This is a genomic window from Pigmentiphaga sp. CHJ604, assembly GCF_036972535.1.
Lineage (GTDB): Bacteria > Pseudomonadota > Gammaproteobacteria > Burkholderiales > Burkholderiaceae_B > Pigmentiphaga > Pigmentiphaga daeguensis.
In genome coordinates this window covers 5,233,247-5,245,185 of the sequence record NZ_CP136998.1, presented here as the reverse complement: position 1 = coordinate 5,245,185, position 11,939 = coordinate 5,233,247, and the positions used below count along the sequence as shown (strand labels likewise).

At 67.7% G+C, this 11,939-nt stretch carries 13 protein-coding genes; 11 read left to right on the top strand and 2 right to left on the bottom strand.

What is annotated here, in order from left to right; all coding sequences use genetic code 11:
• Position 1 precedes the first annotated feature (1 nt).
• Positions 2 to 781 carry an ABC transporter ATP-binding protein gene (locus tag R4823_RS25160; RefSeq protein WP_132980616.1) on the top strand — a complete coding sequence of 260 codons (780 nt, stop codon included), beginning with the start codon at positions 2 to 4 and terminating at the stop codon, positions 779 to 781.
• A 3-nt stretch (positions 782 to 784) separates the two neighbouring features.
• Positions 785 to 1,561, top strand: a complete 777-nt coding sequence (locus R4823_RS25155) for an ABC transporter permease (RefSeq protein WP_132980617.1) — start codon at positions 785 to 787, stop codon at positions 1,559 to 1,561.
• A gap of 15 nt (positions 1,562 to 1,576) precedes the next feature.
• Here the strand turns inward: R4823_RS25155 and thpR are convergent, their stop codons facing one another.
• Together thpR and R4823_RS25145 are read right to left on the bottom strand one after the other, a co-directional pair.
• Entirely contained in the window at positions 1,577 to 2,122 is a 546-nt protein-coding gene (thpR, locus tag R4823_RS25150; RefSeq protein WP_132980618.1) for an RNA 2',3'-cyclic phosphodiesterase, read from the bottom strand.
• Between the two features lie 71 nt (positions 2,123 to 2,193).
• On the bottom strand, positions 2,194 to 3,159 hold the full coding sequence (locus R4823_RS25145; RefSeq protein ID WP_338616531.1) for a glycerophosphodiester phosphodiesterase family protein: 966 nt from the start codon (positions 3,157 to 3,159) through the stop codon (positions 2,194 to 2,196).
• Positions 3,160 to 3,314: 155 nt separating this feature from the next.
• Here R4823_RS25145 and R4823_RS25140 point away from each other — a divergent pair, with 155 nt between their 5' ends.
• From R4823_RS25140 to R4823_RS25100, 9 genes are all read left to right on the top strand, one after another.
• The gene (locus R4823_RS25140) at positions 3,315 to 4,631 is read left to right on the top strand and encodes an aromatic ring-hydroxylating dioxygenase subunit alpha (RefSeq protein WP_338616530.1); all 1,317 of its coding nucleotides are present in this window, start codon (positions 3,315 to 3,317) and stop codon (positions 4,629 to 4,631) included.
• The gene (locus tag R4823_RS25135; RefSeq protein ID WP_087838555.1) at positions 4,628 to 5,134 is read left to right on the top strand and encodes an aromatic-ring-hydroxylating dioxygenase subunit beta; all 507 of its coding nucleotides are present in this window, start codon (positions 4,628 to 4,630) and stop codon (positions 5,132 to 5,134) included. Before R4823_RS25140 ends, R4823_RS25135 begins: the two co-directional genes overlap by 4 nt.
• 10 nt (positions 5,135 to 5,144) lie before the next feature.
• Positions 5,145 to 5,831 carry a GntR family transcriptional regulator gene (locus R4823_RS25130; RefSeq protein ID WP_338616529.1) on the top strand — a complete coding sequence of 229 codons (687 nt, stop codon included), beginning with the start codon at positions 5,145 to 5,147 and terminating at the stop codon, positions 5,829 to 5,831.
• A 38-nt stretch (positions 5,832 to 5,869) separates the two neighbouring features.
• Positions 5,870 to 7,582: a dihydroxy-acid dehydratase gene (gene ilvD / locus R4823_RS25125; protein WP_087838553.1), complete on the top strand. Its 1,713-nt coding sequence runs from the start codon at positions 5,870 to 5,872 to the stop codon at positions 7,580 to 7,582.
• A 31-nt stretch (positions 7,583 to 7,613) separates the two neighbouring features.
• Complete coding sequence (locus R4823_RS25120; RefSeq protein ID WP_338616528.1) at positions 7,614 to 8,495, top strand: NAD(P)-dependent oxidoreductase; 882 nt, start codon at positions 7,614 to 7,616, stop codon at positions 8,493 to 8,495.
• A gap of 54 nt (positions 8,496 to 8,549) precedes the next feature.
• On the top strand, positions 8,550 to 9,524 hold the full coding sequence (locus R4823_RS25115) for an ABC transporter substrate-binding protein (protein WP_087838551.1): 975 nt from the start codon (positions 8,550 to 8,552) through the stop codon (positions 9,522 to 9,524).
• Positions 9,525 to 9,585: 61 nt separating this feature from the next.
• A complete protein-coding gene (locus R4823_RS25110) occupies positions 9,586 to 10,362 on the top strand; it encodes an ABC transporter ATP-binding protein (protein ID WP_338616525.1) in 777 nt (258 codons plus the stop codon).
• Positions 10,359 to 11,141, top strand: a complete 783-nt coding sequence (locus R4823_RS25105) for an ABC transporter permease (protein WP_338616523.1) — start codon at positions 10,359 to 10,361, stop codon at positions 11,139 to 11,141. Before R4823_RS25110 ends, R4823_RS25105 begins: the two co-directional genes overlap by 4 nt.
• Complete coding sequence (locus tag R4823_RS25100; protein ID WP_338616521.1) at positions 11,138 to 11,905, top strand: ABC transporter permease subunit; 768 nt, start codon at positions 11,138 to 11,140, stop codon at positions 11,903 to 11,905. Before R4823_RS25105 ends, R4823_RS25100 begins: the two co-directional genes overlap by 4 nt.
• The last annotated feature ends 34 nt before the right edge of the window (positions 11,906 to 11,939 follow it).

Sequence of the window (11,939 nt, the reverse complement as noted above, 5' to 3'; positions counted from 1 at the left end):
CATGGAGTCGCCCATCATCGAACTGGCCGGCGTCGGCAAGACGTTTGTCACCAGCGACCGCAGCAGTACGGAGGCCTTGAGCGGCATAGACCTCGGCATTGCCCGGCACGAGTTCGTCGCGCTGATCGGGCCATCGGGTTGCGGCAAGTCGACGCTGTTGCGGCTGATGGCCGGGCTGCTGCCCGCCAGCGCGGGAAGCATTCGCATCTATCGCCAGCCCGTGAGTGAGCCGCGCGACGAAATCGGCATCGTTTTCCAGCGCCCGACGCTGTTGCCGTGGATGAGCGTGCTCGACAACGTGGCGTTTCCCGTCAAGCTCAAGATGGGCCGGGTGGATCCGGCGACGCTGGCCCGCGCCCGCGAACTCGTGGGCATGGTAGGGTTGGCCGATTTCATCGACAAGCGGCCCGATGAACTGTCGGGAGGCATGCAGCAGCGGGTGGGCATTGCCCGTTCGCTGTTGCACGATCCCGATATCCTCTTGATGGACGAGCCGTTCTCGGCGCTCGACGCGCTCACGCGCGACGAGATGAGCCTCGAGCTGTTGCGCATTCTGCGCGATACGCCCAAGACGGTCGTGTTTGTGACGCATTCGATCCCCGAGGCATTGCTTCTGTCCGATCGCATCGTCGTAATGCAGGCCCGGCCGGGGCGCGTGCGCGATGTGATCGACGTACCCTTCGCCAGGCCGCGTTCGCTCGATACGCTGACCGACTCCCGCTTCAACCGCATGGCCAATGACATCCGGGAACAGGTGTTCACCCGCAGGACGGAACCCTAGACGATGCATCCGCTGCTTACCTACGCCCATCGCCATGCCCCGCTGTTGACGGCCGCCGGGCTGCTCGCGGCTTGGGAGCTTGCCTGCCGCTTGTTTGCGATACCGGCCTATGTGTTTCCGGCGCCGTCGGAAATCGTGCGCGCGGCCGGAACGTTTACCGCGCCGCAGCTGTTTGGTCATTTCCGCAGCACGGTGGAGGTGGTGATCGCCGGCTTCGTCGCCGCCATTGCCGTCAGCTTCCCGGTCGCGGTGATGATTACCCACTCGCCGCTCTTGTCGCGCACGCTGGTGCCGATACTGGTGGTCATCCATTCGACACCCATCGTCGCAGTGGCGCCCATCATCGTTGTCGCGCTGGGAGCGGGCGTGCTGCCGCGCGTGGTCATTACCTGTCTGATCACTTTTTTTCCGCTGGTGATCTCGCTGGTCACGGGATTGCGGGCGACGCCGGCCGAAATCCTGGAGCTCTCGCGCTCGCTGCGGGCCAGCCGCAACCGCGAACTCTGGTTCATTCGTATGCCGTTCGCGGTGCCCTACATCTTCAGCGCGCTCAAGGTCTGTATCACGCTGGCCGTGATCGGCGCGGTGGTGGGCGAGTTCGTCACCGCCGAGAGCGGTCTGGGCTACCTGATCCTGTTCTCCACGTCGATGATGAAAATGCCGCAGTCTTTCGTGGCGTTGGCCATCCTCGTCGTGTTGAGCTTGCTGCTTTACCAGGCCATCGAGCGGATCGAGCGCAGGTGGTTCGCGTGGAGCCTGCCCAGGCGGGATCCTGCATGACGGATCCCGGCGCCGTCACCGTGGCAGGGCCCAGCGATACAGGACCTGGTAGCGCAACCCGGTTTCCCGCGCCGCCAAACAATACAGGCCCAGGCTGTCGAACGCCGCTGGCGGCGCCTGCGGTGCAGCCGGGATCGGTGGCACTGCTCGATCGTGCCCGAACCGCGCCAGGGTGACGTGCGGCCGGAAGGGCCGGGTTTCGACCGGCAGGTCCATGCTTCGCAAGATGGCCTGGACCTGGGCCACCAAGGCGCGGAGCCTGTCGGAAAGCGCGTAGGCCTGCACTGCCACGCGTGGGTGCGCGGGATGTGGCCAGAGCTCGAATGCGAGACTGTCCAGCGGCGGCACGGCGGTGGCCAGTGCGCCCAGCGCTTCGGCCAGCCGGTCGGCCTGGCCGGCGTCCAACCCGCCGAGGAAGGCCAGGGTGAGATGCAAATCGGCCGGCCGCAGAGGGGTTCCGGGCAAGCGCGCGGCACGGTCTGCCAGGTCCAAGCGCGTGGCGGCGTCCGGCCCCAGGGCGATGAAGCAGCGCGGGTAGCTGGGAGGCGGGGCGAGAGTCATGCGGTGTCCTTGAAGGTTTTCTGCGGTAAGTGCGAACTCGGGGCGGTGCACGGGGAGGCGCGCGTACCGGTTCAATGCGCCCGGATAGGGCCGCCCATCGTTTCTATCCGGTTGGTCCAGACATGGCCGGGAAAGCGGGCCGGCACCCGCGCCAGGTCGGCCGGCGTGTCGATGCCCGAACTGAAGCCCCCGCCCGAGTAGGCGCCCATCACGATGACCTCGCTGCCCGCCTCGCGCATGCGTGCGGCGAAACGATAGGGCCAGCCCCACAATGCCCAGGCGTAGTTGACCGGCACGATCACCAGCGTATTGCGGCATGCCTCGGGCACGATGCCACTCCAGCCCTGGAGTTCGTAGCGCAGCAGGCAGGACAGCGTGGATGCGCGATCGTAGCCGCGCAGCCCCGGCACGCGCGCGATGCTGGCGCGCGTGGGCTCGGCGCCGCCGTAGACGCCCATGACCGCCTCGCGCCACGCGGGATGGGCCGCGAGCATTTCCGCCAGGGCCCGGCCTTCCTCTTCCCGCCGGCTCTTGAAATTGACCAGGAAGCGGCCGCCGGGGAAGGCGTCCAGCACCTCGTCCAGCGTGGGCATCTGGCCCACGCCGCGGCCTCGCAGCGGCCAGGTCCTGCCGTCGTCGGCGGTATAGCCATGGCCGACGTCCAGGGTCCGCAACACCGTCATGGGCGTGTCCTGGGTGACGCCGTGGCCGTTCGTGCGGCAGTCCAGCGTCCAGTCGTGAAAGACCGCGAACTTCCCGTCCGGGGTCAGGTGCACGTCCAGTTCGACCGTCCGGGCGCCGGCCTCGAAGGCGGCACGCATCGAGGCGAGCGTGTTTTCCATGTAGCCGTGCACGGGCGGCCGGATCCGGGCCGCGGTGCAGGTATCGGCGTCCAGGTCCTGCACGGCATAGGTCTGGTGCACGCCGCGATGCGCCAGGGGGAGCGGGTGACCGTCGCGGGGGGCGTGGAACAGCGAGGTGTTGCCGGCCCAGAGTGCGAAGGCGGCCAGGGCCAGTAGCGCGGCGATCTTCTTCATGTCGTCGGTTTCGCAAGAGTGGGCGCAGTTTACGCCGGGGTGCGCGCGGTGGCGCGGCACGGGTAAACCCCCTGGTCATCGTGGTCACCCGCTTGCTAGGATTTGATCAAAGATCGAATATCCGATATCGAATTCTGGCGCGCCTCGGGGAATCCATGCCGGCAGACATCGCCCAGCTCATCGACGACCGGCCGGCGGACGGCGTATTCCGCGTCCATCGCGACGTTTTCCGTCGCCAGGATGTCTACGCCCGGGAAATGGACCGCTTTTTCCATGGCGGCTGGGTGTTCGTCGCCCATGCTTCCCAGGTGCCCAACCCGCAGGACTACCTCACGACCAGCATCGGCCGGCAGCCGCTGGTCGTCATGCGCGGCCAGGACGGCAGGCTGCGCTGTTTCCACAATTCCTGTCGTCACAAGGGCGCCCTGGTCTTCCACCAGCGGCGCGGCAATCGCCGCACTCATGTCTGCCACTACCACGGCTGGGCCTATGGCAGCGACGGGCGCAACCTGGGCGTCAAGGGCAGGGCCCAGGGCGACTATCCCGCCGCCTTCGACGACGACAGCCACGACCTCCAGCCGGTGGCCCGCTTCGCGGAATACCGCGGCTTCCTGTTCGCCAGCCTGGCGGCCGAGGTGCTGCCGCTCGAGACACACCTGGGCGACATCCGGCGCTTCATCGACATGGCGGTCGACCAGAGCGAGGCCGGCCTGGAAATCGTTCCCGGCGCGGTCACCTATACCTATCGCGCCAACTGGAAGCTGCAGCTGGAGAATTCCACCGACGCCTACCATTTCACGTCCACGCATCCGTCCTACCTGCGGCTGCTGGACCGGCGCTCGGGGATGGCGGGGCGCACCGACGTCGAGGCGGCGATCTGGCAGGCCGGCGGCAAGAAGCGCGAGGAAATGATGGGATCCTTCGGCTTTCCCAACGGGCACGCGCTGGTATGGACCACCTCGCCGGTGGAGAACCACCCCTTGTATGCGCGCCTGCCGGAACTGCGCGCGCGCGTGGGCGATACGCGCGCCGAATGGATGCTGCGCACGCGCCAGTGCAACATCTTCCCCAACCTGCAGCTGGCTTCCAACGCGGCCCTGCAGATGCGCGTGATCCGCCCGCTGGCGGTGGACCTGACCGAGATCACCTCTTATTGCCTGGCCCCGGTGGGCGAGGATGCCGAGCAGCGGCGCCAGCGCCTGCGCCAGTACGAGGATTTCTTCAACCCCAGCGGGCTGGCCACGCCGGACGACACGGTCACCTTCGAGGACTGCCAGCGCGGCTTCGAAAGTGGCGAGATCGAATGGCAGCAAGGCTATGCGCGCGGCATGGGGCGGGTGGTACGGGGCGCCGACGCCCATGCGGCGGAACTGGACATCGCGCCCGATACGTCGATCTCGGGGCCGTTCGAGATGAGCGATGAAACCGTGTTCCACGCGCTGTACCGCAACTGGTCGAGGAAGTTGAAATGAGCAGGCTGGCGCTGGAAGTGCAGGCCGATGCGCAGGCCGTCGTGTTCCAGGAGGCCGCCCACCTGGACGCGCAGCGCTGGGACGACTGGCTGGCGCTGTATGCCGAGGACGCGAGTTTCTGGCTGCCGGCCTGGACCGACGAACATCGCCTGTCGGTATCACCGGACAGCGAGTTGTCGTTGATGTATTGCGCCGCGCGCGCGGGCCTGGAAGACCGGGTCTGGCGGGTGCGGTCCGGGCTGTCGGTCGCGTCCACTCCCTTGCCCCGTACCTGTCACGCCGTGACGGGATGCGTGGCGACGGCGGCCGGCGAAGGCCGGGTGCGGGTCGAGTCGGCCTGGACCTGCCATGTCTACAACGTCAAGCACCGCGACCAGCACACCTTCTTCGGCCGCTACGAGCACCTGCTGCGGCCGGAAGGCGAGGGCTGGCGCATCGCCGCCAAGAAGATCGTGCTGATGAACGACGTCATTCCCACCATGATCGATTTCTACTGCGTCTAGGATGGCCGCCATGCTCCCTGCCCTGGGCGAAATCAAACCCGTCGTTCGGTCCTCGGTGTCCGACGCGGTCTACCAGACCCTGCGCAACAAGCTGATGCACGGCGAATATCCCGCCGGCCAGCTGCTGGGCATCCAGGACCTGGCCAACGCGCTGGAAACCAGCACCATGCCGGTGCGGGAAGCGCTGCGCCAACTGGTGGCGCAGCAAGGGCTGGAACCGATGCGCAGCGGCACCGTGCGCGTGCCGCTGATCACGCCCGAGCGGCTGGACGACATCCGGCGTTCGCGCGTGCTGATCGAGGGCACGGTCACCGAATGGGCGGGACCGCGGCTGACCGCCCGCCAGCTGGACGACCTGGAACAACTGGCCGCCGAGATCACGGTGGCGCGCCGTTCGCGCGTAGGGCTGGCCGACAGCCTGGAGAAGAACCGCATCTTCCACTACACCATCTACCAGGCCGCGCAGTCGCCCGTCATGCTTGCCATGATCGACAGCCTCTGGCTGCAGTCGGGCGCCTACCTGCGCGCCACGCGCGAGTTCCTGCACACCGACACCATCGCCGCCGATCGCCTGCACGAGTCCGCGGTGGCGGCCATGCGCGCGGGCGACTATGCGCAGGCCCGAAAATTCATCGAGACCGACGTGAGCTGGGTGTTCGACCGGCTCAGCGCCGTGCCCGATGCCATGAGCCGATAAGGCCGGCAACGAAGATCCAGAATCCGGAGTAGAAGAGAATGAAGACCAAGCGCCTGAGATCCGACATCACCCGCGAGGGACTGGACCGGACGCCGCACCGCGCCTTCATGCGCGCCACGGGCCTGGACGACGAGGACATCGCCAAGCCCATGGTGGGCATCGTCAGCATGCGCGGCGACCTGAGCCCTTGCAACATGACCCACGCGCCGCAGGTCGAGGCCGCGCGCATGGGGGTCGCCTCGGCCGGCGGCACGCCGCGGGAGTTCTCCACCATCTCGGTGTCCGACGGCATAGGCATGAACCACGAGGGCATGAAGTTCTCGCTGGTCAGCCGGGAGCTGATCGCCGATTCCATCGAGGCCGTGGTGCACGGCCATGCGCACGACGGGCTGGTGGCGTTCGGCGGCTGCGACAAGACCCTGCCTGGTGCGATGATGGGCCTGGTCCGCTGCAACGTGCCGGGCGTGTTCGTCTACGGCGGCAGCGCGCTGCCGGGCCGTTTCGAAGGGCGCGACATCACGGTGCTGGATGCCTATGAAGCGGTGGGCGCGGCGCAGACGGGCAAGATGACCGAAGAGAAGGTCATGATGCTCGAGCGCGCCTGCAAGCCCACCATCGGCGCCTGCGCCGGCCAGTTCACCGCCAACACCATGGCCATGGTGGCCGAGGCGCTGGGGCTGACCGTGCCGAATTCGGCCATGGTGCCGGGCGTGTACTCCGAGCGCCTGGACATCGCTCGGCGCGCCGGCCAGATCGTGATGAAGCTGATCGAGAACGGCGGCCCGCTGCCGCGCGACATCGTCACGCGCAAGGCGCTGGAGAACGCCTGTGCGCTGGTGGCGGCCACCGGCGGCTCGACCAACGCGGCGCTGCACATTCCCGCCATCGCCAACGAGGCCGGCATCGCCTTCGACGTGGACGACGTGGCGGCGGTGTTCGCGCGCACGCCGCTGATCGGCGATCTGCGGCCGGGCGGCAAGTACGTGGCCAAGGACGTCTACGACATCGGCGGCGTGTCGGTGTTGATACGCGAACTGATACGCAGCGGGCACATCGACGGCAGCTGCGTCACCGTGACCGGCCGCACGCTGGCCGAGGAGCATGGCGCGGCGCCGGAGCCCGACGAGAAGGTCGTGCGCCGGGCCGATCAGCCCATCCTGGTCGACGGCGGCCTGGCGGTGCTCAAGGGCAACCTCGCGCCCAGCGGCGCGCTGCTGAAGGTCGCGGGCCTGGCCAAGCGCGTGCATGAAGGTCCCGCCCGTGTGTTCGACGGCGAGGATGCCTGCGCCGAGGCCGTCAGCCAGCGGCGCTACGCCGAGGGCGACGTGCTCATCATCCGCTACGAGGGCCCGGCCGGCGGCCCCGGCATGCGCGAGATGCTGGGCGTGACGGCGCTGATCTACGGCCAGCAGATGGGCGAGAAGGTGGCCCTGTTGACCGACGGCCGGTTCTCGGGCGCCACGCGCGGCATCTGCGTGGGCCACATCGCGCCCGAGGCGGCCGCGGGCGGCCCCCTGGCGCTGGTGCGCGACGGCGACCGCATCCGCATCGACGGCGACGCGCGCACCCTGGAACTGCTGGTGGACGATGCCGAGCTGGCGCGCCGCCGTGCCGCCTGGCAACCGCCGCCGCCCAATCACAAGGCAGGGCTGCTGTCCAAGTACGCCAGGACCGTGGGGCAGGCCGATACCGGCGCCGTCACCCATGCCGGGGGCGCGCAGTGGCCCGAGCCGGCGGCCCCCTCCGTTTGAACGCCACCGCCTTCGAGACAAAGGAAGCATCATGAGTAGCACGGCACGATTGGGATATCTGGGCATGGGCCTGATGGGCCTGCCCATGTCGCTGCGGTTGCGGGCGGCGGGTTGCGAACTTGCCGTCTGGAACCGGTCGGCGGCCAAGGCCGAACCGGCCCGGGCGGCCGGCGCGCGCGTGGCGGCCAGTCCCGCCGAGGTGGCACGCGAGGTCGACATCGTCTTCATGTGCCTGACCGACGCCGCCGCGGTCGAGGACGTGGTGTTCGGCGCGAACGGGCTCGCGTCCGTGCCCGGCCGGGGCAAGGTGGTGGTCGATTTCTCGTCCATCACGCCGGCCGCCACGCGTGACATCGCGGCCCGCCTGGCTGCCGCCAACGGCATGCGCTGGATGGATGCGCCGGTGTCGGGCGGGACCAAGGGCGCCGAGGAAGGATCGCTGGCCATCATGGCCGGCGGCAGCCAGGAAGACTACGATCGCGTGCAGCCCTACGTGGCGCACATGGCCCAGCGCTTCACACTGATGGGGCCGCTGGGGGCGGGGCAGACGACCAAGCTGTGCAATCAGATCATCGTGGGCGGCACCATGGCCATCCTGGCCGAGGCCACCCGGCTGGCGGCGAACTCGGGCATCGATCCGATGCTGCTGCCGCAGGCCCTGGCCGGCGGGTTCGCCGACTCCAAGCCGCTGCAGCTGTTCCTGCCGCGCATGGCGCAGGGTATCCACAATCCCCCCATCGGCCACACCTACACCATGCTCAAGGACCTGGACAGCGTGGTCGAACTGGCCCGCCAGACCGGTACGCCGGTGCCGATGACCGCCGTCGCCTCGCAGATGTTCCGGCTGGTCAACGCGACGCGGGGCCCCGAGTCCGAAGCGCTCGAAATCTACAAGCTGAGCGAAAGCCGCTGACCCCCCAAGCATCGTGGAATTGAAATCCGATCGTCAACCTGCCAGGAGTCATTCATGAAGAAAATCGCAGCGCTTGCCCTGACCGGCCTCATCGCCGCATGGTCCGTACCCGCCGCCGCCCAGCAGGTGATCCGCGTGGGCTGGCTGATTCCGGCCGAGGAGGCCAAGTACTGGATGATGAAGCGCCCCGCCGAGTTCCCGCAACTGGGCTCGAAATACAAGATCGAGTGGGTGCAGTTCCAGGGCACCTCGCCCGTCATGCAGGCCTTCGCCGCCAAGGCGGTGGACTGCGGCACGCAGACGCCGCTGTCCGTGGGGCAGGGCCTGATCGAGGCCAAGGTGCAGACCTCGATCATCGCCCAGCACGTGTTCGAGACGCCCACCAGCTTCTCGGTGTACTGGGCCGTCAAGGACGATTCGCCCATCAAGTCCGTCAAGGACCTCAAGGGCAAGCGCATCGGCGTGTCGGTGCTGGGCGCCGGCGTCTACGCGCCGCTGGTGCAGATGCTGGAGAAGAACGGCCTCGACCCCAAGACCGACGTGAAGATGATCGAGACCGGTTTTGCGCCGTCCGAGGATGCCATCCGTTCGGGCCGCGTGGACGCCGGCGTGCTGAACCAGCCTTTCGCCGCGCGCGCCGAGGCCAAGGGCGGCCTGCGCAAGCTGTTCTCGGTGGCCGACCAGCAGCCCAATTTCGTGCACATCCTGGAAGCGTGCCGCAAGGATTTCGTGGACCAGAACCCCGAGCTGGTGAAGGCCTACATCCGTGACCTGACCACCGCGATGGGCAAGGTGCTGGCCAATCGTCCCGAGACGCTGAAGGTCGTGTCCGAGGTGACCAAGGCGCCGGTATCGGTGCTGGATACCTACCTGCTCAAGGGCAACGACTTCGCCCGCGATCCCGGCATGGCCCCCAACTTCCCGGCCATCCAGAGCCTGCTCGACAGCTTCACGCAGGCGGGCCTGATGTCGCAAAAGGTGGACGTGGCCTCGTTCAGGAACGGCGACATCCACGCCCCGATCAAGTAGCGCCCCGGCGCGATGCAAGGACAGGTCCCGCACGGGCGGGGCCGCGCTCTGGAACTTCTCCATGATTGCCATCAAGCACGTTTCCCAGGTCTTCGCCGTCGGCAAGGGCGAGCGGCATGTCGCGCTGTCGGACATTTCCCTGGACCTTCGCGACGGCGAGTTCATCTCCATCCTTGGCCCCTCGGGTTGCGGCAAGTCCACGCTGCTGTACATCGTGGGCGGATTCGTCAAGCAGAGTTCGGGGTCGGTCGAGATCGACGGCCGACCGGTCACCGGTCCCGGCCCGGACCGCGGACCGGTGTTCCAGGAGTTCGCGCTCTATCCATGGAAGACGGTGCTGGGCAACGTGGCCTACGGCCTGCGCCAGCAGGGCGTGGCCCGGGCGCCGGCCGAGGAGCGGGCGCGCGAGCTGCTGTCCATGGTGGGCCTGTCGGGCTACGAGAATTTCTATGCCAAGCAATTGTCGGGCGGCATGAAGCAGCGGGTGGCCATCGCCCGCACGCTGGCCTACAACCCCGCCGTCCTCCTGATGGACGAACCGTTCGGCGCGCTGGATGCGCATACCCGCAGCCGCCTGCAGAACGACCTGCTCAAGATCTGGGAGCGCGACCGCAAGAGCGTGCTGTTCGTCACCCACAGCGTGGAGGAAGCGGTCTATCTGTCGGACCGCGTCGTGGTGCTGACCAAGTCGCCCGGACGCATCAAGGAAATCGTCAACATCGACCTGCCCCGGCCGCGCGTGCGCGCCGAACTGCTGCTCAATCCTCGCTACCAGCAATACGTCATCGACATCGAGGCGATGATCGACAACCAGCCCGAGCAGGAGGAAGCGGCGTGAAGAAGGTGCTGCGAGCGCCGGGTGTTTCCGCGCTGCTGGTATGCCTGGGGCTGCTGGTGGCGTGGGAGCTTGCCGCGCGTCTGTACGACAATCCCGGCCTGCCGACCGCCGCGCAGGCGCTGGCCGAACTGCCGCGAATCTTCGCCGATCCGCAGGCGGCCTTCGACATCCTGGATTCGCTGCGGCGCATGCTGATCGGCTTCGTCCTGGCGCTGATGGTGGCCGGTCCGATCGGGCTCCTGATGGGCCGTTCGCCGGTGGTCGAGACGCTGATGAATCCGCTCCTGATGGTGGTCTATCCCATTCCCAAGGCCGCGCTGATGCCGCTCATCATGCTGTGGCTGGGCGTGGGCGATGCCTCGAAGATCCTGGTGGTGTTCCTGGGCGTCAGCCTGCCGCTGCTGTACCACAGCTACCAGGGGGCGCGCGCGGTCGAGGAGAAGATGCTGTGGTCCGCCGCGGCCATGGGCATGAACGGCGCGCAGCGCATGTTCCGGATCGTGCTGCCGGCCGCGCTGCCGGAGATTCTGACCGGCTGCCGGACCGGCATCGTGATGGGCCTGATCACCATGATCACCAGCGAAATGATCGCGCGCCAGACCGGCGCGGGCAACATCCTGTTCAATGCCATGGACATGGCCCAGTACGAGACCGTGTACGCCATGATCATCGTCATCGGTGTCCTGGGCATCGTGCTCGACATGTGTTTCGAGGCGGTGCGCGCGCGGCTGACCCGCTGGGCCGACCGGCAGTCCGATGCCGCCATGGGGGCCCTATGAAGACGGTCCGCCGCATCTCTCCGTTCATCGGCGCGCTGCCCATCGTGCTGATCCTGGCCGCATGGCAGGGGCTGGCGATGTCGGGTCGGGTCACCGAGAACCAGTTGCCCAGCCTGTACGCGGTGGTCATGAGGCTGCTCGAGCAACTGGCTTCGCCGGTTTTCCTGTCCGATGTCGGCATCACCCTGTTCCGTCTGTTCGTGGGCTTCTTCATCGCGCTGGTGCTGGGCGTCGGCCTGGGCATGGCGGCCGCCCGGTCCAAGGTGGGCGCCGCGGTCGTGGTGCCCGTGGTCAGGGTGCTGGGCCCCATCCCCAAGGTGGCGCTCTATCCCGCCTTCATCCTGCTGCTGGGTTTCGACCATTCGTCCAAGATCGCGCTGGTCGTGGCCGACGCCGCCTTTCCCATCCTGCTCGCCACGCTGCATGGCGCGCGCTCGGTGGAACCCAAGCTGATCTGGTCGGCGCTGGCCGCCGGCACGCCGCGCTCGCGCATCGTGACTTCCATCGTCCTGCCGGCGGCCATGCCGTCCATCCTGACCGGCTGCCGCATCGGCCTGGTCATTTCCTGCGTGGTGGTGTTCCTGGCGGAGATGATTACGTCCACCGACGGCCTCGGCCACCAGCTCGTGATCGCCTCGCGCAGCTTCATCACCGTCGACATGTTCGTCGCGCTGGTCGCGATCTCGCTGCTTGGCCTGGTGCTGAACTTCCTGCTGGGGCGCGCCCGCCGGTTCTTCCTGCGCGGCTTTCCCGAGGAGTCCTGAACCGTGCGCGCTTCCGTCTCGAACCTGTCCTGAT

What these genes read in the sequence shown, in the direction of transcription:
- R4823_RS25160 (WP_132980616.1), top strand. Translation starts at nt 2, where the DNA reads ATGGAGTCGCCCATCATCGAACTGGCCGGCGTCGGCAAGACGTTTGTC.
- R4823_RS25155 (WP_132980617.1), top strand. Translation starts at nt 785, where the DNA reads ATGCATCCGCTGCTTACCTACGCCCATCGCCATGCCCCGCTGTTGACG.
- thpR (WP_132980618.1), bottom strand. Translation starts at nt 2,122, where the DNA reads ATGACTCTCGCCCCGCCTCCCAGCTACCCGCGCTGCTTCATCGCCCTG.
- R4823_RS25145 (WP_338616531.1), bottom strand. Translation starts at nt 3,159, where the DNA reads ATGAAGAAGATCGCCGCGCTACTGGCCCTGGCCGCCTTCGCACTCTGG.
- R4823_RS25140 (WP_338616530.1), top strand. Translation starts at nt 3,315, where the DNA reads ATGCCGGCAGACATCGCCCAGCTCATCGACGACCGGCCGGCGGACGGC.
- R4823_RS25135 (WP_087838555.1), top strand. Translation starts at nt 4,628, where the DNA reads ATGAGCAGGCTGGCGCTGGAAGTGCAGGCCGATGCGCAGGCCGTCGTG.
- R4823_RS25130 (WP_338616529.1), top strand. Translation starts at nt 5,145, where the DNA reads ATGCTCCCTGCCCTGGGCGAAATCAAACCCGTCGTTCGGTCCTCGGTG.
- ilvD (WP_087838553.1), top strand. Translation starts at nt 5,870, where the DNA reads ATGAAGACCAAGCGCCTGAGATCCGACATCACCCGCGAGGGACTGGAC.
- R4823_RS25120 (WP_338616528.1), top strand. Translation starts at nt 7,614, where the DNA reads ATGAGTAGCACGGCACGATTGGGATATCTGGGCATGGGCCTGATGGGC.
- R4823_RS25115 (WP_087838551.1), top strand. Translation starts at nt 8,550, where the DNA reads ATGAAGAAAATCGCAGCGCTTGCCCTGACCGGCCTCATCGCCGCATGG.
- R4823_RS25110 (WP_338616525.1), top strand. Translation starts at nt 9,586, where the DNA reads ATGATTGCCATCAAGCACGTTTCCCAGGTCTTCGCCGTCGGCAAGGGC.
- R4823_RS25100 (WP_338616521.1), top strand. Translation starts at nt 11,138, where the DNA reads ATGAAGACGGTCCGCCGCATCTCTCCGTTCATCGGCGCGCTGCCCATC.